The organism is Pseudomonas sp. LY-1, assembly GCF_053502595.1.
Map to the genome: position 1 here is coordinate 2,342,420 of NZ_CP094353.1, position 26,817 is coordinate 2,369,236.

Annotated in this window: 28 protein-coding genes and 1 pseudogene; 7 read left to right on the plus strand and 22 right to left on the minus strand. The window is 62.1% G+C overall.

Translation table 11 applies throughout. The features are described from left to right. Nucleotides 1-60 precede the first annotated feature (60 nt). From kdpF to MOQ67_RS10825, 3 genes are all read right to left on the minus strand, one after another. Nucleotides 61-159: a K(+)-transporting ATPase subunit F gene (kdpF, locus tag MOQ67_RS10815; protein ID WP_028615778.1), complete on the minus strand. Its 99-nt coding sequence runs from the start codon at nucleotides 157-159 to the stop codon at nucleotides 61-63. 522 nt (nucleotides 160-681) lie between these two features. Further along, nucleotides 682-1,812, minus strand: a complete 1,131-nt coding sequence (locus tag MOQ67_RS10820) for a catalase family protein (protein WP_371920074.1) — start codon at nucleotides 1,810-1,812, stop codon at nucleotides 682-684. A gap of 29 nt (nucleotides 1,813-1,841) precedes the next feature. Next, the gene (locus MOQ67_RS10825) at nucleotides 1,842-3,653 is read right to left on the minus strand and encodes a di-heme-cytochrome C peroxidase (RefSeq protein ID WP_102618352.1); all 1,812 of its coding nucleotides are present in this window, start codon (nucleotides 3,651-3,653) and stop codon (nucleotides 1,842-1,844) included. Between the two features lie 246 nt (nucleotides 3,654-3,899). Between MOQ67_RS10825 and MOQ67_RS10830 the strand changes: the two genes are divergently transcribed. The 4 genes from MOQ67_RS10830 (at nucleotide 3,900) to MOQ67_RS10845 (ending at nucleotide 6,218) form a co-directional block, all read left to right on the plus strand. Next, a complete protein-coding gene (locus MOQ67_RS10830) occupies nucleotides 3,900-4,631 on the plus strand; it encodes an FKBP-type peptidyl-prolyl cis-trans isomerase (RefSeq protein ID WP_017846882.1) in 732 nt (243 codons plus the stop codon). 315 nt (nucleotides 4,632-4,946) lie between these two features. Next, nucleotides 4,947-5,405, plus strand: coding sequence for a YkvA family protein (locus MOQ67_RS10835; protein ID WP_017846883.1), 459 nt, complete (start codon nucleotides 4,947-4,949; stop codon nucleotides 5,403-5,405). 106 nt (nucleotides 5,406-5,511) lie between these two features. Beyond that, nucleotides 5,512-5,850 carry a helix-turn-helix domain-containing protein gene (locus MOQ67_RS10840; protein WP_046385332.1) on the plus strand — a complete coding sequence of 113 codons (339 nt, stop codon included), beginning with the start codon at nucleotides 5,512-5,514 and terminating at the stop codon, nucleotides 5,848-5,850. Beyond that, nucleotides 5,847-6,218, plus strand: a complete 372-nt coding sequence (locus tag MOQ67_RS10845) for a hypothetical protein (protein ID WP_017846885.1) — start codon at nucleotides 5,847-5,849, stop codon at nucleotides 6,216-6,218. The genes MOQ67_RS10840 and MOQ67_RS10845 overlap by 4 nt, the downstream gene beginning before the upstream one ends. On the opposite strand, the gene MOQ67_RS10850 is transcribed toward MOQ67_RS10845, so the two are convergent. Further along, nucleotides 6,215-7,984, minus strand: coding sequence for a bifunctional diguanylate cyclase/phosphodiesterase (locus MOQ67_RS10850; protein WP_046491064.1), 1,770 nt, complete (start codon nucleotides 7,982-7,984; stop codon nucleotides 6,215-6,217). The two genes, MOQ67_RS10845 and MOQ67_RS10850, sit on opposite strands and share 4 nt — an antisense overlap. 124 nt (nucleotides 7,985-8,108) lie before the next feature. After that, the gene (locus tag MOQ67_RS10855; protein ID WP_169886158.1) at nucleotides 8,109-10,190 is read right to left on the minus strand and encodes a carboxy terminal-processing peptidase; all 2,082 of its coding nucleotides are present in this window, start codon (nucleotides 10,188-10,190) and stop codon (nucleotides 8,109-8,111) included. Nucleotides 10,191-10,328: 138 nt separating this feature from the next. Between MOQ67_RS10855 and MOQ67_RS10860 the strand changes: the two genes are divergently transcribed. Continuing rightward, entirely contained in the window at nucleotides 10,329-11,291 is a 963-nt protein-coding gene (locus MOQ67_RS10860) for a zinc-binding dehydrogenase (RefSeq protein ID WP_026140008.1), read from the plus strand. Between the two features lie 67 nt (nucleotides 11,292-11,358). Here MOQ67_RS10860 and MOQ67_RS10865 read toward each other — a convergent pair whose 3' ends face one another. The 6 genes from MOQ67_RS10865 to MOQ67_RS10890 form a co-directional block, all read right to left on the minus strand. Then, on the minus strand, nucleotides 11,359-12,012 hold the full coding sequence (locus MOQ67_RS10865; RefSeq protein WP_017846889.1) for an HAD family hydrolase: 654 nt from the start codon (nucleotides 12,010-12,012) through the stop codon (nucleotides 11,359-11,361). 31 nt (nucleotides 12,013-12,043) lie between these two features. Beyond that, nucleotides 12,044-13,033: an ABC transporter ATP-binding protein gene (locus MOQ67_RS10870; RefSeq protein WP_198717887.1), complete on the minus strand. Its 990-nt coding sequence runs from the start codon at nucleotides 13,031-13,033 to the stop codon at nucleotides 12,044-12,046. Then, entirely contained in the window at nucleotides 13,030-13,830 is an 801-nt protein-coding gene (locus MOQ67_RS10875) for an ABC transporter permease (RefSeq protein WP_017846891.1), read from the minus strand. Before MOQ67_RS10875 ends, MOQ67_RS10870 begins: the two co-directional genes overlap by 4 nt. Continuing rightward, on the minus strand, nucleotides 13,817-14,653 hold the full coding sequence (locus tag MOQ67_RS10880; protein ID WP_177410557.1) for an ABC transporter permease: 837 nt from the start codon (nucleotides 14,651-14,653) through the stop codon (nucleotides 13,817-13,819). Before MOQ67_RS10880 ends, MOQ67_RS10875 begins: the two co-directional genes overlap by 14 nt. Before the next feature lie 5 nt (nucleotides 14,654-14,658). Next, nucleotides 14,659-15,465: an alkaline phosphatase family protein gene (locus tag MOQ67_RS10885; RefSeq protein ID WP_017846893.1), complete on the minus strand. Its 807-nt coding sequence runs from the start codon at nucleotides 15,463-15,465 to the stop codon at nucleotides 14,659-14,661. Nucleotides 15,466-15,578: 113 nt separating this feature from the next. Then, on the minus strand, nucleotides 15,579-16,646 hold the full coding sequence (locus MOQ67_RS10890; protein WP_102618347.1) for an ABC transporter substrate-binding protein: 1,068 nt from the start codon (nucleotides 16,644-16,646) through the stop codon (nucleotides 15,579-15,581). A 351-nt stretch (nucleotides 16,647-16,997) separates the two neighbouring features. Here MOQ67_RS10890 and MOQ67_RS10895 point away from each other — a divergent pair, with 351 nt between their 5' ends. Further along, entirely contained in the window at nucleotides 16,998-17,723 is a 726-nt protein-coding gene (locus MOQ67_RS10895; protein WP_017846895.1) for a UTRA domain-containing protein, read from the plus strand. On the opposite strand, the gene MOQ67_RS10900 is transcribed toward MOQ67_RS10895, so the two are convergent. From MOQ67_RS10900 to soxR, 10 genes are all read right to left on the minus strand, one after another. After that, nucleotides 17,704-18,657 carry a metal ABC transporter solute-binding protein, Zn/Mn family gene (locus tag MOQ67_RS10900; protein ID WP_198717888.1) on the minus strand — a complete coding sequence of 318 codons (954 nt, stop codon included), beginning with the start codon at nucleotides 18,655-18,657 and terminating at the stop codon, nucleotides 17,704-17,706. The two genes, MOQ67_RS10895 and MOQ67_RS10900, sit on opposite strands and share 20 nt — an antisense overlap. Further along, on the minus strand, nucleotides 18,657-19,556 hold the full coding sequence (locus tag MOQ67_RS10905) for a metal ABC transporter permease (RefSeq protein ID WP_017846897.1): 900 nt from the start codon (nucleotides 19,554-19,556) through the stop codon (nucleotides 18,657-18,659). The genes MOQ67_RS10900 and MOQ67_RS10905 overlap by 1 nt, the downstream gene beginning before the upstream one ends. Further along, nucleotides 19,553-20,299, minus strand: coding sequence for a metal ABC transporter ATP-binding protein (locus MOQ67_RS10910; RefSeq protein ID WP_017846898.1), 747 nt, complete (start codon nucleotides 20,297-20,299; stop codon nucleotides 19,553-19,555). Before MOQ67_RS10910 ends, MOQ67_RS10905 begins: the two co-directional genes overlap by 4 nt. Then, nucleotides 20,296-21,216, minus strand: coding sequence for a metal ABC transporter substrate-binding protein (locus tag MOQ67_RS10915; protein WP_017846899.1), 921 nt, complete (start codon nucleotides 21,214-21,216; stop codon nucleotides 20,296-20,298). Before MOQ67_RS10915 ends, MOQ67_RS10910 begins: the two co-directional genes overlap by 4 nt. A 19-nt stretch (nucleotides 21,217-21,235) precedes the next feature. Then, nucleotides 21,236-21,796 carry a DUF6162 family protein gene (locus MOQ67_RS10920; RefSeq protein WP_026140009.1) on the minus strand — a complete coding sequence of 187 codons (561 nt, stop codon included), beginning with the start codon at nucleotides 21,794-21,796 and terminating at the stop codon, nucleotides 21,236-21,238. Next, complete coding sequence (locus MOQ67_RS10925; protein ID WP_046491045.1) at nucleotides 21,793-22,122, minus strand: hypothetical protein; 330 nt, start codon at nucleotides 22,120-22,122, stop codon at nucleotides 21,793-21,795. Before MOQ67_RS10925 ends, MOQ67_RS10920 begins: the two co-directional genes overlap by 4 nt. Further along, on the minus strand, nucleotides 22,119-22,655 hold the full coding sequence (locus MOQ67_RS10930) for a hypothetical protein (protein WP_017846902.1): 537 nt from the start codon (nucleotides 22,653-22,655) through the stop codon (nucleotides 22,119-22,121). Before MOQ67_RS10930 ends, MOQ67_RS10925 begins: the two co-directional genes overlap by 4 nt. Continuing rightward, a complete protein-coding gene (locus MOQ67_RS10935; RefSeq protein ID WP_046491043.1) occupies nucleotides 22,652-23,854 on the minus strand; it encodes a PepSY-associated TM helix domain-containing protein in 1,203 nt (400 codons plus the stop codon). The genes MOQ67_RS10930 and MOQ67_RS10935 overlap by 4 nt, the downstream gene beginning before the upstream one ends. Before the next feature lie 263 nt (nucleotides 23,855-24,117). Beyond that, on the minus strand, nucleotides 24,118-24,579 hold the full coding sequence (locus tag MOQ67_RS10940; RefSeq protein ID WP_017846904.1) for a VOC family protein: 462 nt from the start codon (nucleotides 24,577-24,579) through the stop codon (nucleotides 24,118-24,120). Between the two features lie 226 nt (nucleotides 24,580-24,805). Next, on the minus strand, nucleotides 24,806-25,246 hold the full coding sequence (soxR, locus tag MOQ67_RS10945) for a redox-sensitive transcriptional activator SoxR (protein ID WP_017846905.1): 441 nt from the start codon (nucleotides 25,244-25,246) through the stop codon (nucleotides 24,806-24,808). A gap of 100 nt (nucleotides 25,247-25,346) precedes the next feature. Between soxR and MOQ67_RS10950 the strand changes: the two genes are divergently transcribed. Further along, the gene (locus MOQ67_RS10950) at nucleotides 25,347-25,712 is read left to right on the plus strand and encodes an antibiotic biosynthesis monooxygenase (RefSeq protein ID WP_017846906.1); all 366 of its coding nucleotides are present in this window, start codon (nucleotides 25,347-25,349) and stop codon (nucleotides 25,710-25,712) included. Here the strand turns inward: MOQ67_RS10950 and MOQ67_RS10955 are convergent. Beyond that, nucleotides 25,701-26,814 (minus strand): annotated as a pseudogene (locus tag MOQ67_RS10955) (sigma-54 interaction domain-containing protein). The gene MOQ67_RS10950 and the pseudogene MOQ67_RS10955 overlap by 12 nt on opposite strands. Nucleotides 26,815-26,817: the final 3 nt, after the last annotated feature.

Here is a 26,817-nt window from a genome sequence, read left to right on the forward strand (position 1 = left end):
GTCGCAACAAAAAACACCAGGGAGAGGCCAATAAACATCAGGTTGTACATGGCGAACTCCCTAGAATTTTTCTGCGCGAATAAGTGCGTAGCCCAAGTAAGCGAACAGCCCCACGGCGCATAAGCCGCTGGCGATATAAATGAACGTGAGTGTGAACACGGTGTAACTCCCCTGAATGAATAAGCCGCAATGGCGGACGCGGGGAGGTTAATCGCTGGGGTATCAAGCCCAGGCACTGATTAGCGGCGGCGGTATTAAGACGGTATAGAGACGAAATTATGCGGGGCGAACGAAAAAAAGGGATAGCCCGCCGCCCGGGTATCCCTTGAAAAACTGGGGTCCTGCTGATGTTGACGCGCTGTTTATTTGGCTTTCTTTTTCTTCTCGCTGCGGGTGGCGAGGTGCTCGAAGCAAAACGCGGCGGTGCCGAAGAGTGCAATCATTGAGAGGACGACCATGCCTAAAGTTGAACTTTCCACGATGACTTCCTACGGATGTTTGGGGGTAGGAAGTGACGGTAGAACGTTCGCGCTTAGTGACTCAATAGAGGCGACGTAATCGTTATGGTGAATTGGCAATCTATACGCATTCTTTACGAAAAGCAGAACGACACAACATCTGCTTATTGTAATGAGATCTAAATGTGGGAGGCAGCAAGCCCCCTCCCACACAGCCCCAACCTTACAAGTTGCGGCTATGCCGATAGTCGCTGACAGCTTCGTACACCGCTTTACGCAACCGGTTGATCCCGCCGATGGGGCGGTGCGCCTCCAGCCCGAACCACGGGTTGAACGACTGGTTGTCGCACGCCAGGTTCAGCGCCGGCGTGTCGAAATCCTGGGCGGGGATCGTCACCTTGGCCACGGTTTCATAGGGCGCATCGCTTTCCTTCCATTCGATGCTGGTGTCTTCGATCGGCATGAACTTCTGCGGGTTCTGCCGCTGGATCTGCAACACGAAACACGCCGGCACGCGGTCGGTGGACAGTTGCTGGTTCAGCGCACTGCGCAGGAAGTTCGGCAGGTCCTGGTTCTGTTTGGGCGGCACGTAATCCGGGCAGCTTTGCGGGTCGGGTGCGACGCGGAACTTGGCGTTGGCCGCGCCGAACTTGTAGGGCGAGACGGAAAAGTACGTGGTCTGGGTCGGGCTGGCTGGCGCGGGGGCCAGGGTCGCCAGGGCGATGAACAGGTGGCGCACCTGCCAACTGCGCGGGTCGAGCTTGGGAAAAAATGCCAGGACCTTCTTGCCGTCCGCCTGGGCCCCGATGTTCTGCGCGTATTCGGCCACGTCGCTGACAAAGAAATTCGGGTGGCTGAACATCACGAAGTCCTGCTCGGCCCGCGCTTGCTGGTCGGCGAGCAGCTGTTTGCCCGGCACGTCGAGCAGCTTGATGGCCATGCCGCGCGCATCGCGGATGCTGTCGAATTGCGGGTAGGCGTTGCCGTTGGACAACCGCATCATGGCGTGCCAGGTCTTGCCCGGTTCGGCGAACACACCTTGGCGTAACGCCGGGTCGAGGTCGGCCAGCACACTGACTTCGGCCTTCACGCAACCGTGGGCCTTGGCGTGGGCGTCGCGCAGGTAGCGCGTGCCTTCGCGGTGTTGGTCAACGATACGCACTGCCGTCTGGATAATGCCTTGGGTCATTGCCGCTTCACCGGACGGGATCTGCTCATCCGGCGACACCGGACCGCTGTACTGCCAGGCGTACCAGGCGGTGGCGGCCAGCCAGCCGAGCAGGCCAAGGGCCAGCAGCCATGCCAGGGTTTTGCCGAGCACGGCGCCGAGGCGCAGCCACAGGCGCGCGAGCATGGAAGGTTGCTGGTTGTGCGAGTGGATAATCATGGCAGTTGTTGCTCCAGCGGGCCGCCGAGGACTTTGAGGTATTCGAGCAGCGCCCAGCGTTCCTGGGGCAGCAAGCCGCGGCCGATGACCCCGTTGCCACGCTGGCCGGCACGGAATTCATGGCCGCTGTTGTGGTTGCCGGTGATGCGCGTATCGAACAGGAAGGCATTTTTGAACGCGTCGGTCTGAAAGCCCAGGTGGCGCGGGTCGTAGTCGAAGGTGCCTTTATAGAAGGTGGTGGCGCGCTCATCCTGGGGCGAGAGCAACTGGTAGATCGTCGGCACCGAGCCGTTGTGCAAGAACGGCGGGGTGGCCCACACGCCGGCTAGCGGCCGCGCTTTATAGGCGCGCAACTCGCGCACGCCGATGGGCAGGCCGTAACCGTCCAGGCGTGGGCGCTCGGCCGGGGTAACGCCGGCGGCGCGGTAGGCGTGGTCCTCAACGAAGGCGGTGACGTAGGCCAGGCCCTTGGCCACGGAGATTTTTTTCAGGTCCAGCGGTTCGGTGGGCGTGGGGTGCAACTCGACATTCAGTTTGGCCAGCTCCGCCGGGTCCCATTTCAAGGCGCTGAGGTCATAGCGCTGGTCGGCAATGTTGTTGGCGGCGCCAGGGTCGGTGCCGATGGCGTCCACCGGGAGCATCTTCAGTTGCTGTACCGGGCGGCCATTTTGCTGGGTGACGGCCGGCACATGGCAGCCGGCGCAGTTTTCGACGAACAGTGCGCGACCCTGGGCGGCGAGGGGCTTGTCGATGGCGCCGAACAGGTCTTCCGGCCAGGTCGGCGGCTTGAGGCGCTGCAGGGTTTCTTCGATCAGGTTCAGGTCGCGCACCCGCACGCTCGACGGGTAGCGCGCGTCGCCCTGAAGCGGCTGGCCGGCGTTGTCGAAGAAGCCCAGGGTGGCTCCCACGCCGAGGGCTTCGCCGATATTGCGCGCCATCGGTTGTTGCGCTGAACCGTTCCATTGCACCCAGTCGAACGTCCAGATATCCCACAGCTGCGGGTAGTCCACCGGCGCGTTGGCAACGCGGTAATTGTCCGGCGAAATCGCGTCGCCGAAGCTGGCGTTGGCGATACGGCCGAAGGCATCGGTGCGCCCCGGGCCTTCTTCGGTGGGGTAGAGGCCGCGATGGGTGTCGTTCCAGGCGACTTTGAGGAACTGGTTCAGCGACTGTTTGAAGTCCTGGCGCAGCAGTTGTTCATTGTGAGTGTCGTAATCGTGGCCAAGCACCTTGCGGGCGAAGCGCTCGAATTTCCAAGGGTTGTAATACGTCGCGGCGAGACTGGCCACCAGGGCCTGGCCGAAACTGCCGCCGCGCAAGGTCGGCACGCTGGACGGCAGCACGTGCTGGGCCGAACCGCCGTCGATGCGCAGGGCCTGGCCGTTGAAATGCAGTTCGCCGGTGTGGCAGGCGGCGCAGGTGATGTCCAGGTATTCGGTATTGTTGCCGGCATTCTTGTGCCGAGCGAAGCCGACCGGCAGGTTGCCGGGGTTTTGTGTGCTGGGCACTTGCTTGGGGTCGACCAGGAAGCCGAAGCGTGCCAGGTACTCCGGGGCGGCGAAGCGCTGTTCGGAAAACGGCAGTTCCAGCGCGGTGAACCAGTCGTAATGCAGGCCTTTTACCTGGGTGCCCTGGGGCGTGAAGTAATAGGTCTGGCGGTCGGCGGCACTCCATTGGTCCTGGTAGCGTACCTGTTCCACGGGCACGTAGTCCGGCAGCCTGGGGTTGACGGTGTAATAGAGCACCACCGCCAGGATCAGGCCCAGCAGGGCGAGAATCAGCAATAAAACACGGGAAAAAATGCGCAAGATAACTATCCTTGTCGAGTGATTGCGTTGTTATGCCACTACGCCACAGGTGCGGCAAGTGGCCATGTCCTGCTGACAGGCAGTCCCGCGATCCGTCGCGGGCGCCCATCATGAATGAAAATGCGTTTAAACACGTGAACTTATCAGAAGTTTCCTGCTCAGATGCCGGTAGCCATTGGTCGTGGCCGCCTGATAAGCTCGCGACTTTATTCGATTGCCCTTTTGGCGCATGAACAAGGAAATAGCATGAAACAGCATCGGTTGGCGGCGGCGGTGGCCCTGGTTAGCCTGGTACTTGCGGGTTGTGATTCGCAGACCAGCGTAGAGCTGAAAACCCCGGCGCAGAAAGCTTCCTACGGTATCGGCCTGAACATGGGCAAAAGCCTTGCCCAAGAAGGCATGGATGACCTGGATTCCAAAGCGGTAGCCCAGGGCATTGAAGATGCCGTCGGCAAGAAAGAGCAGAAGCTGAAAGACGACGAACTGGTTGAAGCGTTTGCCGCACTGCAAAAGCGTGCTGAAGAACGCATGGCCAAAATGAGCGAAGAGTCGGCAGCCGCCGGCAAGAAATTCCTCGAAGACAACGCCAAGAAAGACGGTGTAGTCACCACGGCTTCCGGCCTGCAGTACAAGATCACCAAGAAAGCCGACGGCCCTCAGCCTAAGCCGACCGACGTAGTGACTGTTCACTACACCGGCAAGCTCACCAACGGCACCACCTTTGACAGCTCCGTGGATCGCGGCAGCCCGATTGACCTGCCGGTCAGCGGCGTGATTCCGGGTTGGGTCGAAGGCCTGCAACTGATGCACGTCGGCGAGAAGGTCGAGTTGTACATCCCGTCCGACCTGGCTTACGGTGCCCAGAGCCCGAGCCCGGCGATTCCGGCCAACTCCGTGCTGGTATTCGACCTGGAACTGCTGGGCATCAAGGACCCGGCCAAGGCTGAAGCTCCTGACGCACCAGCCGCCAAGAAGTAATCGGCGCCTGAACACCCAACGCCCCGTCTCGACGGGGCGTTGTTGTTTCTGCCGCACGCTTGCACACTCAAGCCTGTGCAAACCCAAACGAACGTCCGCAAGGTGCGGCAGTCTGATCAAGACTCGAGTGCAGGTAGCCGGACGCAAGCGCCAAGTCAATGAATTCTTGGGTTTTTTTGATGTGCGCAAAAAACGCCCGATCTGACTGAAGGCCTTGTAAACCGTGGCTCTCAGCGGTGAAAACCGGCTCTGTTCACAAGGTTATCCACAATTTGTGTGGATAACCTTCTCTGTCCCATGGAACTGGAGTGCCGAATGAAACCACCCTTCAATTTCGCCCGTTTTCTGCCCATGGCCGCGCGCTTGCTGGGGCGTGGGCGCTTGCCGACGCTGTTGTTCGCCGTGGCGGCCAAGGGCGCAAGCCAGGGCAACCGCCTCGGTAAGCTCAAGGATGACCTCAAGTTGCTCCAGGCCCTGTGCCTGGCCTACTGGCGGGGCGAGTACCGCGCGATCAGCCCGAAGGCGCTGGTGTCGGTCGTCGCAGGACTGATGTATTTCCTCAGTCCGATCGATGCGATACCGGACTTTATTCCCATGTTCGGCATGCTCGACGACATCGCCGTGCTGGCCTGGGTCATGAAGAGCCTGAGCGCCGAACTGAGCGCCTTTCGCGCCTGGCGTGAGGCGCAGCGTCCGGAAAAGCTCGCCGTGGTTGAGCGCCTGCCTGCGACGCCCGCGCTGCTGGCCCAGGAAAACCGGCAAAAAACCCCATGATACGGCGATCCCCCTGCGACCTTTGTGGCTGTTAGGATTACACTCCTTAGGAAAGCGCTTAAGGAAAGTGCTTACTTAGTAAGTGTTGTTATCCTACGGGGCTGTCATGGATATTCAGATAATTTCACGGGATGGCGAACCCGAATATGCGGTGTTGCCATGGGATCAGTACCAGGCGCTGCTAAAAGCCGCCGGTCAGCAGCAACCCGCACCAGCACCTTCTTCTACTGCCCACGCCGCTCCAGCCCAGGACCTGCACCCGCTTGCAGACCTGCGCGGCTTGCGCGAAGCCAAGGGCCTGGCTATTGAAGCCCTGGCCCGTACCGTGGGGATCAGCCCCTCGTACCTCGGATTGATCGAAAGTGGTGAACGCCAGCCGGATGCCGCGATCCGCCGCAGTCTGGCCTGGGAATTGGGCGTGGCAGGTTGGAGGGATGAATCTTGAGCCTACGTATCAGCCGTCAACACTGGGATGGGTTACTCCACGAACTGGACCAGGCGCGCCGCCAGCGCCACTTGCTGACTTACCGTGCGCTGCTGGAGCGCCTGCAATTTCCCACGCCGGCGATGCAGACCCTCACCGCCGCCCTGGAACATCTGGCGGCGCTGGACGCCAAGGCCGAGCAGCCGTTGCGCAGTTCCCTGGTGATCAGCCAGGGTGCCAGCCGCCTGCCGCGTACCGGTTTTTTTGAATGCGTGGAGCGCCTGGGGCGTTTTTGCGGGCCTTCCGATGGCGTGGCCGCCGCGTCCTGGCACGCTTCGGAGGTGGTGCGCGTGTTCGAATACGAGTACCCGGAATCCGCCGAGGCTTAAACCGGCAGGGGCAGCATGTCCAGGCTGTCGATCACGTGGATGCTGTAACCGGCGATGTCCTTGGCATGGTGTTTGGCCTGGGACGCCAGCTCCGCCAACTGGCTGGCATCGAGTTGTCCACAGGCCTGTGGATACAAATGCACCACGCCGATGGACAGCGACAACAGAGCATATTCCTGGCGCACACCCTGGCGGTTCAAGGCCACAAAGCAGCCGGCGTCCAGATGTTCGGCGCGATAGAAGCGTCGGCATTGGGTGTGGAAATCGTCCAGCAGTTGATTGAGCCGTTTGCGCCAATCCTGCGGCCCGAGCACCAGCAAGAAGTCATCGCCGCCGATATGCCCGACAAAGTCGCGGCTGGGGTCGACCCGGTCATTCAGGCATTGCGCCAGGCACAGCAGCACTTCATCGCCACGCCCGTAGCCATAGATGTCATTGAACGGCTTGAAGCTGTCGATATCCACGTAGCAAATCACCGACTCGCGTTGCTGCTGCAACAGTCGCGTCAGGCACTGCTGGATCGGCACGTTGCCCGGTAGCAGGGTCAACGGGTTGGCGTAGCGCGCCTGCTGGATCTTCAGTTCGGTGATCAGCTTGAGCACATCGATCACCCGGCCCAGGCCGAGGTAGTCGCCGTTCAGCGTGATGATGAAGTCTTCCTCAATGCGTTGGCGGGCGCGGCTGGTCAGCAGCCGGCTGACCTGTTGCAGGGACTGGCTCAACTCCACCGCGAGAAAATCATCGCTCATCAGGCGGCTGATCGGCTTGCGCGCGAACAGGTCGGTGGCGAAGGGTTTGAGCAGGGCGTCGGACAACGAATGGCGATGCACAATCCCGACCGGCCGGTCGCGCCCATCCAGCACCGCCAGGGAGTTGAGGTTGGCCTGGCGGCGGAAGGACTCCAGCACCTGGGCGGTGGCGGTGTCCTGATTCACTGCCGGCTGCTCGTTGAGCAGGGCGCTGAGGTCACTGCCTTCTTCGCTGAGGGCAATGTTGGAGTTGTCGGGTTTGGGTAGCATCAGGCGCGCTTCCTGCGGCGGGTGTTCTTGGGGACGACAGAGCAAATAACCCTGGATCAGGTCGACCCCCATCTCGGTCAGCACCGCCAGTTCTTCCGGCAGCTCGATGCCTTCGGCAATCACCTGGGCGCGCGACGCCCGGGCGATCTGCAGGATAGAGCCGACAAATTCGCGCTTGAGCGCGTCCTGGTGGATGCCGTCGATAAAGTGCCGATCGATCTTCACGTAATCCGGACGCAGTTCCGACCACAGGCGCAGGCTGGAATAGCCTGCGCCCAAGTCATCGAGCGCGATGGCGAAACCCATGTCGCGGTAGTGATGCAGGGCGGTTTGCAGCAGGTCGAAATCGTCGGTGGGCGACTGCTCGGTGAGTTCGATCACCACTTGGCTGGGGGGGATGCCGAAGTCCCGCAGCAGTTGCAGGGTGCGGCCCGGTTGGTGCGCGGTTTCCATCAGGGATTCCGGCGAGATATTGAGAAACAGCTTGCCCGGCAACTTCTGCTCGCTGAAGCGTCGGCATGCGCTTTCGCGGCAGGCTATTTCCAGTTCGCTGAGGCGCCCGGCATGGCCGGCCACGGCAAACAGGGCGACCGGGGAGTGCAGCGGGCTGTTGGACGGGCCACGGCTGAGGGCTTCGTAGCCGAGGATACGCCGCTCGGACAGGCAGATGATCGGTTGGAACAGGCTGTGTAAACTGCCTTGAGCCAGGATAGAGCCCAATGCATTCAGCTGTTCGGTCATGGTCATGGCGATCTCGATCTCGATCGAAAAAAAAGGACCGCAGGCGGTGAGCCGACGGTCCTTTATTTCACGACAGAATGATGTCTATATGATGACACTCTGCAGCGTGATCACATTAAATAGCCATCATTTATTGCTTGGCCACCTGTTTGGTCACTTTCAGGTAGTCCAGCAGAATCCGGCCTGTCTCGGCCAGGTAGGCGTCGTCTTCCGGCTTGGTTTTATCCGCCTCGGTCGGCAGCGCGTCTTCATCTTCTTTCTTCAGTTCCTTGAGTGGGGCTTCGCCCTTGGCCTTGCGGCGGACGTTCTCCAGCACCAGTTGCTGATTCTCGATGTCGGCGTGCTGCTTGCGACGATCCACTTCATTGAGGCTGACGGATTTTTCTTCCATCAGTTTCTTGGCCAGGGCCAGCTTGTCGCGGATGAACATGAACTCGGCATCCTTGGCGGAGCGGGTGTCGTGGTCAGCCTTCAACTGCGCCAGGAATGGCTTGAACGGGTCCGACGCGGGCTTGATCGCAGGACGGATGGTGTCCCACGGCATGGCCTCGGGCAGGGCGCTCTCGCCGATTTCCTTGGTGTCGATGATCGACGGGAAGTCGATGTCCGGCAGCACGCCCTGATGCTGGGTGCTCTGCCCGGAAACCCGGTAGAACTTGGCCAGGGTCAGTTTCAGCTCGCCATGGTTCAGCGGCTGGATGGTCTGCACGGTGCCTTTGCCGAAGGTCTGGCCGCCGATGATCAAGGCGCGGTGATAGTCCTGCATGGCGCCGGCGAAAATCTCCGAGGCCGAGGCCGACAGGCGGTTGACCAGCAACGCCATCGGGCCTTTGTAGAAGGCGCCCGGGTTCTCGTCTTCGAGCACGTCGACACGGCCGTCAGCGTTGCGCACCAACACGGTCGGACCCTTGTCGATAAACAGGCTGGTCAGCTCGGTGGCTTCCTGCAGGGAGCCGCCGCCGTTGTTGCGCAGGTCGATGACCACGCCGTCGACTTTTTCTTTCTGCAGCTCGGTCAGGATCTTCTTAACGTCGCGCGTGGTGCTCTTGTAGTCCGGATCGCCAGCACGGAAGGCCTTGAAGTCGAGGTAGAAGGCCGGGATTTCAATCACGCCCAGCTTGTAGTCCTTGCCATCCTGCTTGAGGTTGAGGACTTTCTTCTGCACGGCCTGGTCTTCGAGTTTCACCGCTTCACGGGTGATGGACACGATCTTGCTGGTCTGGTCGTTCGGCGCATTGGTGTGCGGAATCACTTCCAGGCGCACCACGCTGCCTTTCGGCCCACGGATCAGCTTGACCACTTCGTCCAGGCGCCAGCCGACCACATCGACCATCTCTTTGTCGGCCTGGGCCACGCCGATGATCTTGTCGGCAGGGGCGACCTGCTTGGTCTTGTCTGCCGGACCGGCCGGTACCAGACGCACGATTTTCACCTGGTCATTGTCGCTTTGCAGGACGGCACCGATGCCTTCCAGCGACAGACTCATGTTGATATCGAAATTTTCCGCGTTATCCGGCGACAGATAATTGGTGTGCGGGTCGTAGGACATCGCGAAGGTGTTGATGTAGGCCTGGAAGATATCTTCGGCACGGGTCTGGTCCAGACGTGCCAGCTGATTCTTGTAGCGCTTGGTCAACAGCTCTTGAATGGCCTTCGGCTCTTTGCCGGCGATCTTCAGGCGCAGCACTTCGTCCTTGACGCGTTTGCGCCACAGGTCATCCAGGGCGGCGGTGCTGGTCAGCCACGGGGCGTCCTTGCGATCCACCAGAAGGCTTTCCTTCTCGGTGAAGTCGAACTTGTCGATGCCTTTGTCCAATTCACCCAGGGCGAAGTCCAGACGCGCTTTGACGCGGTCCAGGTAACGCTTGTAGATGGTGAACCCGGGCTGCAGGTCGCCACTCTTGAGGAAGTCGTCGAACTGGGTCTTCCACTTGTCGAACTCAGCGATGTCGCTGGCCAGGAAGTAGCTGCGCGACGGGTCCAGCAGCTTGAGGTAGCTGTCATAGATGATCACCGAGCGAGCGTCGTCCAGCGGCGGCTTGCTGTAGTGATGACGCTTGAGCAACTCGACGACGTTAAGGCTGGCAATCACCTCATCGCGATCAGGCTGAAGATTGTCCCAGCTGTTGGCTGCGAACGTATTGGTCGACATCGACGACAAGCCGAGACCAATGAAAAGAGCTAGGGCGGTGCTGGGGAACAAATGCTTCATGCTGATTCGACGCGGGGGCAATTGATAACGCATATTAGGCCGTCTTTGAAGTCGCCGGTTCCATTTGGGCCGGTCGCATAATGCAAAAAGCCCGGCGATACAGCTACGGGCTCAGTCCAGACTCACTATGGAGGCACTGTGAAAGCATTGCAAGGCGTTGAAGGTCATGTGGAGTGGTTGGAAGAGCCAAGTCCTACATGCGATGTAGGTCAGGTTCGCATTCGGGTGGCGGCTGCGGGCCTCAATCGTGCCGATTTATTGCAGCGTGCGGGGCTGTATCCGCCGCCGCCGGGCGTCAGCAAGGTGTTGGGCCTGGAGTGTTCCGGGGTGATCAGCGAGGTCGGCGCGGGTTCGTCCTGGCAGGTCGGCGACCGCGTCTGCGCGCTGCTGGCCGGCGGCGGCATGGCCGAGGAAGTGGTGGTGGACGCCCGTCACGTGCTGCCGGTGCCGGAAGGCCTGTCGTTGATCGAAGCGGCGGCATTGCCCGAGGTGTACAGCACCGCGTGGTTGAACCTGTTCCAACTGGCGGGCGTCAAGCCCGGCGAGAAGGTGTTGCTGCATGCCGGCGCCAGTGGCGTGGGTTCGGCGGCGATCCAGTTGTGCAAGGCGTTCGGCAGCCCGTGCTGGGTCAGTGTCGGCTCGGCGGATCGGTTGGCCTACTGTGAAGCCCTCGGCGCCCAGGGCGGCGTGGTCCGCACGGACGGTATTGAAGGGCTGCGGGATTTCGGGCCGTTCGACGTCATCCTCGACCCGGTCGGCGCCAGCTACGCGGCGCTGGACCTCAAGTTGCTGGCCCTGGACGGTCGTTGGGTGCTGATCGGCCTGATGGGCGGGCGCGAGGCGCAACTGGACCTGGCGCAGGTGCTGGGCAAGCGAGTGCAACTGCTGGGCTCGACCCTGCGCAGCCGTGACGATCAGTTCAAGGCCGACCTGTTCAGTGACCTGAGCCAGCATGTCTGGCCGTTGTTTGCCGAAGGCCGCTTGAGCCCGCAACTGGCCAAGACCTTCCCGATCAACGATGCCGAGGCGGCGTTTGCGGAGCTGGCGACCAACCAGATTTCCGGCAAGTTGGTGTTGGTGATCGACGACAGCCTGACCTGATCCCGAATTGGAATGTGGTCAATGTGGGAGGGGGCAAGCCCCCTCCCACAGTTGGATCTTGGTCGAATCAGGCCCAGCGGTGGACCGGCCAGCCGGCTTTTTCGGCGTGCTCGCGCAATACCGGGTCGGGGTTCACCACCTGCGGGTTATCCACCTTCAGCAGCAACGGCAGATCATTGCGCGAATCCGAATAGAAGTACGCGCCTTCCAGGGTTTCCCCTTCCTGCTCCAGCCATTCGAGCAAACGGGTGATCTTGCCTTCGCGGTAGGTCAGGACGCCGACAGTACGGCCGCTGTACACGCCGTGGCTGACATCCAGCTCGATCCCCAACACTTCATCGATGCCGATACGCGCCGCAATCGGCGTGACCAGGTGGGTGCCCGACGCGGAAATCACCAGCACCCGGTCGCCGTTCGCGCGGTGGCGGGCGATGGTGCGGGTGGCGTCGCTGTAGATCAGCGGTTCGATCACGTCCTCGACCCAGGGCTCCACCAGGTGCTCGATCTCCTCCGGCGTGCGGCCGATCATCGGCTCCAGGCTGAAGTCCATGAACTCTTCCATGGCCAGCTTGCCCTGGCTGTAGGCGTCCATCAGTTCGTTGTTCTTGCGCATGAACGACTCGGGGTCGACCCAGGCCAGGCGGCCCATCTGCTCGCTCCACAGGGTGGCGCAGTCGCCGTGGATCAGGGTGTCGTCCAAATCAAAAATTACCAATGCCATCCGTCACACTCTCTTAAAAAATCACTGCTGCTCAGGCTACTTCACACAGTGCGCTCGGGTCGATGGAAAGTGCCAGGCGCTGGCCGTCGGGGTGCAGATCGTCCGCCGAGCGGTTGAGCACGTCCACCACCAATTCCACGCCGCGCGCTTCGATACGGTAGCGAATCACGTTGCCCAGCAGGCTGTGGCTGCGCACCAGGGCGTCGAGTTCGCCGCTGCGGCTCAGTTCGATGGCTTCCGGGCGAATCGCGATGCGCCCGCTGATCGGCCGTTGCAGCAGTTGGCTGGCCTTGTCCGCGTCGAGCAGGTTGTAGTTGCCGATAAACCCGGCGGCAAACACATCCACCGGCGCGGTGTAGAGGGTTTCGGCATCGCCGCTTTGCACGATCTTGCCCTGGTTCATCAGGAAGATCCGGTCGGACATGGTCAGGGCTTCTTCCTGGTCATGGGTCACGAAAATCGTGGTCAGGCCCAACTCGCGCTGGATCTGGCGGATCTGCTCGCGCAGGTGCTTGCGGATGCGCGCATCCAGCGCCGACAGCGGTTCATCCAGCAGCAACAGGCGCGGGCGGGTCACCAGGGAGCGGGCGAGGGCCACGCGCTGGCACTGGCCGCCGGACATCTGGTGCGGGTAGCGCCCGGCCAGCTCGTTGAGCTCCACCAGTTGCAGCACGTCCTGCACGCGTTTGTGGCTGTCGTCGGCGTTGACCTTTTGCATGCGCAGGCCGAAGGCGACGTTTTGTTCCACGGTCATGTTGGGGAACAGCGCATAGCTCTGGAACACCATGCCGATCTGCCGTTTCTGCGGGCTCAAGGGCACGATGTCGTGGCCGTCGAGGAGGATCTGGCCACTGTCGACCGAGGTCAGGCCGGCGATGCAGCGCAGCAAGGTGGACTTGCCGCAGCCGGACGGGCCGAGCAGGGTGACGAATTCGCCCTTGGCGATCTCGCAGTTGATGTCACTGAACACCGGGGTGCCGGCGTAGCCTTTTTGCAGGTGTTGGACGCTGACGAAGCTCATTGGCTTTTGTCCTTGTTCAAGATGTTGGCGGCCCAGGTCAGCACCAGCACAAAGAAGAAATAGGAAATGACCACGGCACTGGTGAAGTGGCCGCTGCTGTTGCGCATGTTGTTCAGGTACACCTGCAGGGTTTCGTAGCGCGTGCCGACGAGGATATTGGCGAACACGAACTCACCGAACAGGAACGAAAACGACAGCAGCAACGCCACCATCAGGCCCTTGCGCAGGTTGGGCAGCACCACCAGGATCGCTGCCTGCCAGGTGCTGGCGCCGAGCAGTTGCGCGGCGTCCATCAGGTCGCGCAGGTTGATGGCTTGCAGGTTGTTGGTGATCGCGCGGTACATGAACGGCAGCGCCACGGTGAAATAGCAGCCGATCAGAATCCACGGCGTCCCCACCATCGCCAGCGGCCCGGAGCCATAGAGTTGCAGCAGGCCCACCGACGACACCACCGGCGGCACCGCGAACGGCAGCAGGATCAGGATGTTCATCAACGCGTCGAGCCTGGGGAAGTGGTAATGCACCACGAACAGCAGCGGCAGGATCAGCACCACCGACAAAATCAACGCGCCCACGCACACCAGCAGGGACTGGCCGAAAGCCATCAGAAAGCGCGGGTCGCTCCACAGTTGCACGTACCACTTCACGGTAAAGCCGGCCGGCAAGATCGTCGCCGACCAGCTGCTGGCAATGGAGTAGACAAAGGTGCCGATCAGCGGCAGCACCAGGATCGCGAATAACAGATACACCACCACCCGGTGGTAGAGGGAGGCCGGGCCGGCTTCAGCGCGAGACATGGTAGCTCCTCTTGAGCAGCAGTTGATGGACCACGGTGACCACGGTCATCAGCGCCACCAGCACCACGGCCAGGGCGCTGGCCATGTTCGGGTCCAGGGAGATGTCGCCGGACACCATCGCCGCGATCCGGATCGGCAATACGTTGAAATTGCCGGTGGTCAGCGCGTAGACCGTGGCGTAGGCGCCGAGGGCGTTGGCCAGCAGGATCACGAAGGTGCCGAGCAGCGCGGGGGTCAGCACCGGCAGGCCGATGTGGCGCCAGAACTGCCAGCCGTTGGCACCCAGCAGGGCGGCGGACTCGCGCCAGTCTTCGCGCAACGCATCGAAGGCCGGGTAGAGCAGCAGCACGCCCAGCGGGATCTGGAAGTAGGTGTAGAGAATGATCAGGCCGGTCTTGGAGTACAGGTTGAAGTCCTGAATGATCCCGGCCTGCTTGAGCATGATGGTGATGCTGCCGTTGAAACCGAGCAGGATGATGAAGGCAAAGGCCAGGGGCACGCCGGCGAAGTTGCTGGTCATGTTGGCGAAGGCGGTGACGAAGTTGCGCAGCGGCGAGTCCACGCGGCGCAACGAGTAGCTGCCGAGCACCGAAATGATGATGCCGAACACGCTGGAGTAGAAGCTGATCTCCAGGCTGTACTGGATCGCCTGCAGGTAGAACTTCGAACTGAAGATTTTGCTGAAGTTGGCCAGGCCCCAGCCGAACTCTTCCGATTGCAGGCTGTTGATCATCACCCACGCCAGCGGGGCAATTTCAAACACGATGAAGAACAACGCGAAAGGCACCAGGCACAGGATTGCCAGCCATTTGCTGCGGGTCATGGCACTCACTTCAACAGCTCCCGGCATACAGGTTTGTCGTGGGGCACGCCCAGCAACGCGCAGACGGTGCCGCACAGCTCGGTTTGCCTGGGCGTGGCGTCGGGATCGAAGGTGAAGGCCGAGCCGAGCACGAACAGCGGCACTTCGCGTTCTTCCGGCAGCAGGCCGTTGTGGGAGCGGTCGTTGTTCATGCCGTGGTCGGCGGTCACCAGCACCTGATAGCCGGCGTCGAGCCAGCCTTGCAGGTAGTCGGCCAGGAGGATGTCGGCCGAGCGTGCGCTGTTGCGGTATTGCGCGCTGTCGAGGCCGTGCTTGTGGCCGGCGTCGTCGATGTTCATCGGGTGGACGACCAGCAGGTTCGGCGCGTGTCTGCAGCGCAGGCTTTCGGCGTCGGCGAACAGGTGCGAATCCGGGTAGTGGTCCTGCCAGTAGAAGTGCCCGTGCTGGATCGCCAGGGTCTTGTCGTCGGTATGCCGGTCACGGGCGGCGATAAAGGGCGTGCGGTTATACAACTCGCTGACCCAATGATAGGCCGCCGCGGCGGTGGTGAGACCGGCGTCGCGGGCGTAATGGAACAGGCTGCGCTGGTTGGACAGGCGCGACACATGGTTGTGGGTGATGCCGCTGTCGATCGGCGGCACGCCAGTGAAGATGCATTCGTAGAGCGGCCGGGAGAGTGACGGCAGTTCACATTCGAGTTTGTAGAGGGCTGCGCGTCCTGCGCCGACGTAGGCTTGCAGATGCCCCATGGCATGACGGGCAACCTCGAAGTTCAGGCCGTCGAGCACCACAAGGATGACGTTGTGCTTCATAGGGGGAGACGCTCCGCAACAGATGGGTTTGGATCGGGTTTGCGGTTGGGACCGGAACAAATGTGGGAGCAGGTAAACCTGCTCCCACACTGACCGCATCTACAGCTCAGGCATTACTGCATATTGATGATGACTTCTTCCTGCCACTTCTGCGGCAGTGCCTTGGAGCTCTTCTCCCAGGCGTCGGCATCCTTGATCGGAGTGACGTGCTTGTATTGCTCGTTCGGCAGCAGCTTGTCCTGCACTTCCTTCGGCAACGTCAGGTGTTCGGCGCGAATCGGCCGCGCATTGCCCTTGGCCAGGTTGATCTGGCCGGCGTCGCTGAAGATGTATTCGCGGGCCAGTTTGGCGGCGTTCGGGTGCTTGGCGTATTTATTGATGATGGTGGTGTAGCCGGAAATCACCGAACCGTCCGATGGGATCAGCACCACGTAGTCATCCGGGTTGGCCATCTTGGCTCTGTAGCTCAAACCGTTGAAATCCCAGACCACGCCGACTTCCACTTCGCCTTTTTCCATGGTGGCGATGGTCGGGTTGGCGAGGGACAGGCGACCTTGCTTGGCGATGTCGGCGAACATCAGCAGGGCCGGCTGCAGGTTTTTCTCGTCGCCCTTGTTGGCGATGGCGGCGGCCAGCACACCGTTGGCGGCTTGGGCGGCGGTGCTCACGTCACCGATGGAGACCTTGTATTTGCCGCTCTTCAAGTCAGCCCAGCTGGTTGGTACGTCCGAACCGTGCAGCAGCTTTTTGTTGACGATAAAGGCGATGGTGCCGGTGTAGGCCAGCGCCCAGTTGCCGTCTTTATCTTTCGCCCAATCCGGGACCTGGGCCCAGGTGCTTGGTTTGTAAGGCTGGACCACGCCCTGTTTCACCGCGATCGGGCCGAAGGCCGCGCCGACGTCGCCGATATCGGCACTGGCGTTGTCTTTCTCGGCGGCGAACTTGGCGATTTCCTGGGCCGAGCTCATGTCGGTGTCGATGTGCTTGAGGCCGTAGGTCTTGGCCAGGTCATCCCAGGTGCCTTTCCAGTTGGCCCAGTCATCGGGCATGCCGACGCTGTTGACGGCGCCTTCCGCTTTCGCGGCGGCTTCGAGCGTTTTTAGATCGGTATCAGCGGCCATGGCGGCGGTGCTCATGGCAATGGTCGAGCCTAACAGTGATGCCAGGAAAAGCTGTTTCATCCGAAGCTCCTTTGGGCGTTTTCAACGCGGCGTTTTATATGAACGTTAGCGGTGGTGTTGGTCTAGGTCAGCAATACCTGAGCCAATCTAGGCGGGATGGATGACAGTTTCATGTCGATGTCGTTTTTGAAGCACCGATGTCGCTCGGCGCAGGTTTAGCGTAGACCATGCCCAAGCGCCCGCAGGCCTTGGACTTGGCCGACGGATTGCAAGGTTTATCACGAGGCTCGACCGGGGTTGTCATCTGTCGGTCATCTGCAATGCCTAGGCTGGCATGCAGTAATACAGGCCCATTTAATGAGCGGTTTATGCACCTGAACGGTGCTGGTCTAGTCCAGATAGGTAACGTTGATGCGTGATGAGGCAATCAAGGCGGTGACATCCATCGGCCTGGCGCTGCAAGAGCAGATCGACCATGGCCTTTTGCCGCCAGCCAGCAAACTGCCCGCCGAGCGCAAGCTCAGCGAGTTGTTTGGTACCACCCGGATTACGGTGCGGGAAGCCTTGTTACAACTGGAGGCCCAAGGCCAGATCTATCGCGAGGAGCGCCGTGGCTGGTTTGTCTCGCCGCCGCGCCTGGCCTACAACCTGATGCAGCGCAGCCACTTTCACGCAATGGTCAACGACCAGGGCCGCGTGGCGTCGACCGAGGTGATCAGCGCGCGGCTGCAACCGGCATCGGCGGCGGTGTGTGCGTGGTTGCAATTGCCGGCGCTGTCCAGCGTGATCCAGATCTGCCGCCGGCGCAGGATCGATGAGCGCCTGGTGTTGTATGTGGAGCACTACCTGAACCCGCAGTATTTCCCCGGGATTCTGGCCTGCGACCTGAACCAGTCGATGACCGAGCTGTACGCGCGCAAGTACGATTTGCACTACGGGCGGGTACGCTTCGAGATTGTGCCGACCTCACTGCCGGTGGAAGCCGCCGCCGCGTTGCGCGTGTCGGTGGGCAGCCCGGGCTTGCGTATCGCCCGGGTCAACTATGACCAGCATCAGCGTTTGATCGACTGCGACCTGGAGTTCTGGCGGCATGATGCCATCCACGTGGGCGTGGATGTCATGGGCTCAGCGTCTTGATCAGTTGATCCACATTGCTTTCCAACGCCGTCACCGGGTCGGCGCCGTCGACGTTCAAGACCAGCAGTTGCGCGCCCCCGGCCGTCACCGCGGTTTGCACCGCCGCGCTTGGCGGGCGATGGTGCAGCACCACGGCCACCTCGTTGTCCTTCAGGCGGCTGCTCAGTTGCTGTAAGGCCTCGGGCGTCCAGTCGGCATCTGGGCGTGCGTCGGTGTCGAGCACTTCCAGGTTCAAGCTGCCGAGCAGATACGCAAAGTGATCGCTCAGGCTGACCACGCTCAGGTTATCCGCCTGGGCCAGCCGTGCTTCGCTGTCGGCGGTGAGCTTGAGCAGGCGCAGCTTGAGGGCGGCCAGGTTGGCGTCGATTTGCGCCTTCGCGCCCGGTGCCAGGCGGCTCAGGTCGGCGGCCATCACATCGGCCATGCGCCCCATATTGTTGCTCGATTGCCACGGCTGGCTGTTCAAGCCATCGCTGACGCCCGGTTGTACGGCGATCCCCGGCAGGCCACCGTCCACCGGGCGCGCGGCGTCCACTTCGACGATGCGGATATTGCTGCGTCGCGCCACCGGGTACAGCGGGTCATCGGCCCACAGCGAACGCAAGCCGATGACGGCATCGGCATCCATCGCCAACGTGTTCAAGGCCGGCGCGCCACGGCCGGTGAAGTAGGACACCTGCCGCGAACCGGGCAGGTTGGCCGGTGCGGCGCGTTCGAGCTGTACGTCGCTGCCTTTAAGCAGCAGCTCCGCCAGGCCATAGGTAATGGGCAACGAGGCGAGGACCTTCACAGGCTTTTTCGCTTTGGTCAGCGCGGCGTGGCCCAGGCCTTGGTTGACTTTGAAACTCTTCGGATCAAAACCGTCGACGGCCAGCGCCGACGCGCTGATCAGGCAAGCGATGGCCAAGGCCATTGGGCGAAAGGCAGGGTGCATTATCCAAGATTCCCTTTGAGGCTGGGCACGGTGCCGCGCGCGATGGCGGCGAGGGCGAAGGCGATACCGGCGACCAGGATGATCGCGGCGCCGGAGGGGATGGGCAGGTCGAAGATGATCGGCAGCAGGATGCCGCACAACGTGCTGACGGTGGCAATCGCCACGGAGACCCAGAAGAAGCCTTTGAGCGACTGGCTCAGCAGGCGTGCCGCCGCCGCCGGAATCACCAGCAGCGCGCCCACCAGGATCGCCCCGATGACCTTGACCGCTGCGACGGTGATCAACGTCACCAGGATCACGAACAGGTAATCCAGGGTCTTCACCGCCACTCCGCGTACCGCCGCCAATTGCGGGTTGAAGCTGGCGAGCATGATGCGGTTGTACAGCGGCAGGGCGAGGGCCATCACCAGCGAACCGACAATCGCCAGCACCAGCAGGTCGTTGCCATTGACCGTCAACACCGAACCGAACAGCACGTTTTCCAGGATGTGAACGTTGATCTTGCCCGCCAGTATCAACAGCAGGCTTGCGCCCAACGCCAGGGACACCGAGAGGAATACGCCGATCAAGGTATCCGGCGCCAGGCCGGTGCGGTTGCGCAGGTAATTGAGCAGGATGCCGAACAGCAGGCAGTAGCCGAACAGCGCGCCATAGGGCCCGGTGTAGGGTTCGCCGAGCAGAATGCCCACGGCCACGCCGGTCAGCGCGGCATGGCCGACCGCTTCGGAGAAAAACGCAAAGCGCTTGACCACCACCAGCGTCCCCAGGCCGCCCAGCACCGGGCCGATCAGCAGGCCGGCGAGCAGGGCGTTGACCACAAAACCATAGGCCAGCGCCTCCGGCAGGTAACCGGAAGAGGCCCAGCCCTGGACCATCAGGCGAAACGCTTCATAACTCATGGCGCCAGGCTCCGAGGATGGGTGGAGAACAGGGTCAGCAGGCGATCCGGGGTCAGTGCCGCTTTGGGTGTGGCGTCGAACAGCACGCGGCGGTTCAGGCCGGTGACGCGGTCGGCGAGGCGGCCCACGGCGTCCAGGTCGTGCTCGATCCACAGCACGGTGATCCCGGCGCGGCGCCAGTCATTGAGCAGACGTTCGAACACCTGGATACCGGCTTCATCGAGGGCCGACATCGGCTCATCCAACACCAGCAATTGCGGGGCCGGGATCAGCCCCTGGGCGAGCAGCACGCGCTGACGTTCACCGCCCGACAACGCGCCCATGCGCCGTTTGCGTTTGTCCTGCAGGCCGACCCGTTCCAGGGCCTCGCCGATGGCGCCGGCGTAATGCCTGGACAGCCCGAGAAACGCCGGGCGCCGCTGACACATCGCCGCCATGAAGTCATCCACGGTCATCGGCAGGCCGCGGTCGAACTCCAGCGCCTGGGGCACATAACCAATGGTGCCGGGCGTGTCCGGCCACGTCAGGCGCAGTTGCCCCTGGTGCGGCGTTTGCCCCAGCAGCGTCTTGATCAGCGAGCTTTTCCCACCGCCGTTCGGGCCCACCAGTGCATGGATGCTGCCCGGCTGCACCTGGAAGCTCACGCCATCGAGGATCACGGTGCGGCCCAGGGTCAGCGACACCTTGTCGAAGTCGATCGTCGGGCCGACGCTGACCATGCTCAAGCGTTGCGCCGCCGTCATGCCCCCGACTCCTGAATCGCCCGCACCACGGTGTTGAGGTTGCCGGTCATTTCCACTTCGTACTTTTCAGCGCTGTATTCGCCGTAGGAGATATGCGACAGCGGGTACAGCCGGACCCCGGATTCACGCTGGATGGTCTCGACGTAGGTGGACGGGAAATCCATCTCCGAGAAGATCACTTTCACATCCAGGGCGCGCAATTCATCGATGGTTTTCTTCAACTGGCTCGGGCTGGGTTCGATGCCGTGGGCCGGCTCGACCACGGCGGTGACTTCCAGGCCGAACTCGCGCAGCAGGTAGTCGTAGGCTGCGTGGACTGTGGCCACGCGCAAGTCCGGGTTGGGCGCGCGGGTCAGCTTGGCCAGGGCCTCGGCGCGCATCTGCCGCAGGCGCTTGCCGTAGGCGCGGGCGTTCTGGGTGTAGGTTTTGGCGTTGTCCGGGTCGAGCTTGCCCAGTTCGCGGGCGATGTTGTTGACCTGGGCAATCGAGGCACTGATCGACAGGAAGGTGTGTGGGTTGACCACCTTGCCGGCGCCGCGCGCGGCGTTGCCGGTGGCGGCCAGCAGCGGCACGTTGGCGTTGGCTTCGATCACCGGGATGTCCGGCCGCTCGCTGGTGGCGATCATGCGGTCGGCGAAATCGTCGTGGCCGACCCCGTTGAGCACGATCACATCCAGGGTGCCGATGCGCTTGATGTCGTCGGCGCGCGGCTCGTAGGCATGTGGGTTGAAACCGGCAGGAATCAGCGGCACCACCTCGGCCTTGTCGCCGACGATGTTGGCGACGTAGCTGTAATAAGGATGCAGGGTGATGCCGATCCGCAGGCGCTTGGCTGCCTCGGCGTTGGCCAGCGGGGCGAGCAGCAGGCTGATCAGGCTGACCAGCAGCAGGCGTACAAGGGGCGATGAAATAGACATGGGCAATCGGTCTTCTCGGTCAGTGACGGTGCTGGCGGGTCACGCCGGCGTCGAATTGCGCGACCACTTGCTGCCAGCCGGCCGCGATCAGCGCCTGGTCGGTGAGGTCGGCGGGGGCGGCCAGGTCTGGGCGGCGGTTGAGCCAGATGTCCGGCTCGGCGCCCGTTACCCGCATCAGCAGCGAGCCGCTGGTGGCCGGCGCCTGGCTCACGCCGAGGTAGGCCGACGGCGCCAGCAACTGCCAGCGATGATCGCCACGGCTGACCGAGCTGGCGTCCTGGGCAAAGGGCGCAAAGCCTTCTTCGGCCAGTTGCGCGGGCGTCGGCAGGGCGCTGTGTGCCTGCTGCAGCCAGTGGATTTCATCCAGGGTCACGCGCAGGTCGGCGTAGATGCCTTGCTCGGCGGCGCTGAGGTCGCGGCGCGCGTCCAACTGGTGGCTGGGCACGGCAACCACGGCCTGGGTTTCACCGTGCAGGGCCACCACCGTACCGGCCACCGCCAGAATGATCAGGCACAGCAGCAGGACATAGAGGGTTTCGTGCCCGGCCCCGGCTGGGCGTACCACCTGTGTCGTACTCATTGGGACGGGATATCCGCTTGGTCGATTTCAACGACGTGACCGGGGCCTGCATCGAACAGCACGTAGAACTCAGCTGAGGGCTTCTTGAAGGTCAGGGTCGAGTCCGCGCCGAGCTTGCCGGGCACGAGGATGGTTTCGTCGTAGCCGATCACATCCAGGGTCACGCCGGGGGCGCCGCTGCCGTCGGAAAAACCGCCGGTGCATTGGATCTGTTCGCCGGGGATTTCCTTGCATTCGCACATCGGGTTGTGGGCCACGGCTGTGGGACAGAAACCGACGCACAGCAACAACGTGGCGCAGGCGCGGCTCAGGCGTATCAATGTCATGGTTTGACTCCTTGCTTGTTCAGCCAGGCAATGGTGGCAGGCGAGGCCTGGCTCAGCGCAATGGAACCCTGGTGCATCGTGCCGTCCCAGCCTTCCATGGTGACCCACAGTTCGGCGTCGGCCGGCGTGCGCTCGGGCACCGGGAGCAGCGCGCCCATGCGGTACGGCGTGCCGAAGAAGATCACCCCGGCGGCGCGCAGGCTGCGCGGTTTGCCGATACGCAGGTAGGTTGCCTTGACCTGCTCGGCGCAGTTGGCGCACAGGGCCGCATTGAAGAATTTCATCGGGCCGGCCGGGTCGGGGCGCGGGCCTTCGTTGCGGAACTCGGCGAGGGTCAGGCTCCAGGGCCCGACCTGCACCTCGCCGGCCACCCGCTCGCCGATGCCGCTGTCACCGCGAAACAGCGCGGCGTCGGCAAAGTACTTGGGCATGAAGCCCAGGGGCACCAGCAACAGCAGGACGTTAAGGTGGAACCGCCATTTCAGCCACACGGCGCGTAGTGGCGAAGGCGTTGCGGCAGCGACCTTGCTCATTGGTTGCCCTCCGCCATTTCAGCCTGCAGGGCCGCGACCGCTGCCGCCTGGCGCGGCGCCTTGTGGCTGCGCTTGAGGGCATGGAGGGTGGCCAGGGCCGTGCGTTTGGTCCAGATCAGCAGGCCGCTCAACACCATCATGCTCAACACCAGGCCGAAGAATGCCCAGATCAGCTTGATCCACAGCCCGCCAAAGTCGCCGGTGTGCAGCGGGCGCATGGACTCGGTGACGAACTCCAGCGTCGAGCGGTTGGACAGCAGGTGCGAAACCGCCACTTCGCCGGTGTAGGGGTTGATCTGTGCGGTCTGGAACATCAACGGGTACCAGCCCCGCCCGCCGATCTGCAGATGGCTGTAGGCATTGAGTGGCAGGAACACGAAGCTGGTCTCCAGCCCCGGAATCCGTTGGCTGGCGATTTCGATCGCGTCGTCCAGGGCAATCATCGGCGCCGGCACGCCGGGGGCGGACGTCGGCACGTTCTCCCGGGCGATCACCGGCACGATGGGTTCGCTGGAGATGGAAATCTGGTTATCCCCCAGGATCGCCTGAATCAGGAACCAGGTGCCGGTGATGGAAATGACCGCGATGAACCAGATCGACCAGATACCGCTCAGGCGATGGAAGTCGCCCCAGAAGATTCGCGCGCCATGGCGGATGCGCAGGGTCGGGCGCAAAAAGCCCTTCCAGAAGCGCTTGTACACCACCAGCCCGGTGATCAACGACGCCAGCAACGGCAGGCCGAGCGCGGAGACCAGGTACCAGCCCCAACTGAACCCATTGGTGAATGGCACCAGCCACCAGCCGTGCAGGGCGCGGGTGAATTGTTTGAAGTCGAACGCCGGGCTGATGCCCTGGATCGCCCCGGTGTAAGGGTTGACATAGACCTCCACCGAGCGCCCGTCGGGGTAGCTGAGGGTGACACTCAGGGCGAAGTGCGACTCGTCCGGGCGGATGATGGATTGCACGATCACCAGGGGCTCGGCGCGTTTGATGGCGTTGATCACCTGGTCATAGCTCAGCGGTTCGGCGGCGTCCGACGGCTTGCTGGCGCGGATTTCCGGGTTGGCCAGCCAGACGATTTCCTGGCTGACCACGGCCAGGGTGCCGGTGACGCAGACGATCAGTACAAAAAACCAGATGGGTAATGCCAGCCAGCTGTGTACGAGAAACCAGAGTTTTGAGCGCGACTTCTTCGACATGTGAATGGGAGTCTTGATCGGAGGGGGGCAATGAGGGCCCGGAAAAGACCGGTCGTAGCTTTTGCTGACGCGACAGGCTGTATCTAAGTTAAGACGGATGAGAATGAGAAATCCCTAACCCAGATATGAAAGCAAATGTTTCAGGTTCACATTCGGGGCGCTGAGGCCGCGGTGCTGGGCAGCCCCCGTCTCAAGCCGACCCTCGATCAAACAGTGGCAGCGGGCCTGCCCGAGCGCCATCGCGAGCAAGCCCGTTCCCAGGCTCAGCCTTGCTTGAACAGCGCTTCGGCGCGCTGGCGGATTTGTGCTTCGTTCAGATTCTCCTTGCGGGAGGCGAGGAACCACACATGACCGAACGGATCTCTCAGCGTGGCGGAGCGGTCGCCGTAGAACTGGTCCTTGGGTTCGGAAATGGACAGGCCGCCGGCTGCGACCGCTTGTCGATACTGCGCGTCGACATCGTCCACATATAAATGCAGGCCGACACTGGTGTGGCCATCGCGCGGGCTGCCGAAGGCCATTTCACCGCAGGGCGAGGCGAGCATGATCGCCGAGTCTCCGATACGCAGTTCAGCGTGGCCGACCTTGCCGTCGGGCATGTCCAGGCGCATGACTTGCGTGGCGTTGAAGGCTTTTTTGTAGAACTCGATGGCTTCGGCGGCTTTTTCGACGCCCAGGTAGGGCGTGATGCTGTGATAGCCCTCGGGAATAGGTTTTACGCTCATATCATTCTCCCTGAATTGTGTTTATGAAGGGACGGCCCTTTCACTATAGGCCACGCCGGCCGTGGCTTGCGGGCAACCGACGAGGTGTTGCCCAGGCAACAGTGAACAGGCAGATCGTTGCGCCATAAGTGCTGCGGCGGGCGCCAGCCGCAGCGACATCACGGGGTTCAGGGCGCGGCGCTGTCCCAGGGGGTTAAGGTGAACATTTCCCACAGGGAGCGGTTTTTCAGCTGGGCTCCAACAACTGAGCCCCCGGCCCACGCTCACCGAGCAGGTCGCCCTGATTGCGCAACGGGCAGGCTTCCAGCGACAGGCATCCACAGCCAATACAGCCATTGAGCTTGTCGCGCAGGAGCATCAGCTTGTTGATGCGCTCGTCCAGATCTGCCCGCCACGATGCCGACAAACGCTGCCAATCTTTAGCCGTCGGCGTGCGTCCATCCGGCAGGGCCTGCAACGCTTCACCAATCGTCGCCAGCGGAATCCCCAGGCGCTGGGCGATCTTGATCACCACCACCCGACGCAGTACATCGCGCGGGTAGCGCCGCTGGTTGCCGGCATTGCGATTGCTTTTGATCAGCCCCTTGGTTTCGTAGAAATGCAGGGCCGTGACCGCCACGCCGCTGCGGGCCGACAGTTGGCCAACAGTAAGCTCCTTGGTAACCATGAAAAACTCCGGATTAACCCTTGACCTTGACTTAACTAGAGGTTTTACCCTGCGTGGTATCGAATCACAAGATTCTGCCTACAGAGAAAGGGGAGTGTTCATGCAGGTATCAGAGAAGAATCGCAGTTTCACTCAATTGATCGAGTTTCAGGTCGAGCCCCAGCAACAGCTCGCCCTGGTCGCGGCATTGTCCATCCAGAGCGAGCGCCTGGCCCAAGGGCACGGCGGCTTTCTCAATGCGAGTGTGCAGGTCAGCGATGACGGGCGGCGGGTACTCAATTACCTGCAATGGCGCTCACGCGAGGACGGCGAGGCGGCCTTCCAGTGCGTTGAGCACGGCGAAGAAGATTTCTGGACACTGATACGCGCCCACCAGGCCACGGCCGTGACCTTCGGTTCGTTCCAGGTGCTGCACAGTTTCGAGCGCAGCCATGACAATGCGTTGCACTGCCGTTTAAATGGATAGGTGCAGCATGCGCTCACCCTGAACGTTTCCCCCTGGGCGGCGCTTGTTCACCGCCAGTTCGCCGATCTTGATCAGGCGCGTGCGTGTGACGTTGCGGCTCAGGCCCAGCAGGTTGGCGGTGTGGACCTGGTTGTAGTGGCTGAAGCGGTAGGCGGCACGCAGCAACGCGTCCTCGACTTTTTCATGCAGGGCACCGGCCTGTTCCTCGAACAGCTTTTGAAAGGCCCGTTCCAGCAAGGCTTCGGCACTGTTGTCGGTGCCGTGCTGGCTGTCGTCCTGACGCTCGATGCGCAGGTTCGACAGGCGTAAATCGTCGCGTTCGATCACGCCATTGCGGCAGATCAGCAAGGTGTGGTGAATCACGTTTTCCAGTTCGCGGATATTGCCCGGCCAGCTGTAGTTTTTCAGCTTGTGTTCGGCCTCGCGGCTGATGGTGACCGGGCCGTAGCCCAGGCGCTGGCTGTAGGCTTCGATGAAGTGTCGGGTCAGCGGCAGGATATCGCCGGGACGCTCGCGCAACGGGCTGAGTTCCAGGCTGACCACGTCGAGACGGTAGTAGAGGTCTTCACGGAAGTGCCCGGCGTTGATGGCTTTTTCCAGCTGCACGTTGGTCGCCGCAAGCACGCGCACATCGATGGGAATGCTCTTGCGCGAGCCCAGGCGCACCACCTCCCGCTCTTGCAGTACGCGCAATAACTTGACCTGGATCGCCATCGGCAAATCACCGATCTCATCGAGGAACAAGGTGCCGCCGTCGGCCTCTTCGAACCAGCCGGCCTTGGCGCTGAGGGCGCCGGTGAAGGCGCCTTTTTCATGGCCGAACAGTTCGGCTTCCACCAGCGATTCGGAAAACGCCCCGCAGTTCACCGCCACGAAGGGCCGGTTGCGTCGTGCGCTGAGGTTATGAATGTGGCGCGCCACCAGCTCTTTACCGGTCCCGGTTTCGCCGATGATCAACACGCTGGCTTCGCTGGGCGCCACTTGCTGGATATGGTCGAGCAGTGCCTGGGATTTCGGGTCTTCGAAGACCTGGGCCGTGGCGCGGATCGAGGTGGCGAGGGCGGGCGAGGGCGGGCGAGGGCGGTAAGGTTAAAAGCTGCATGGG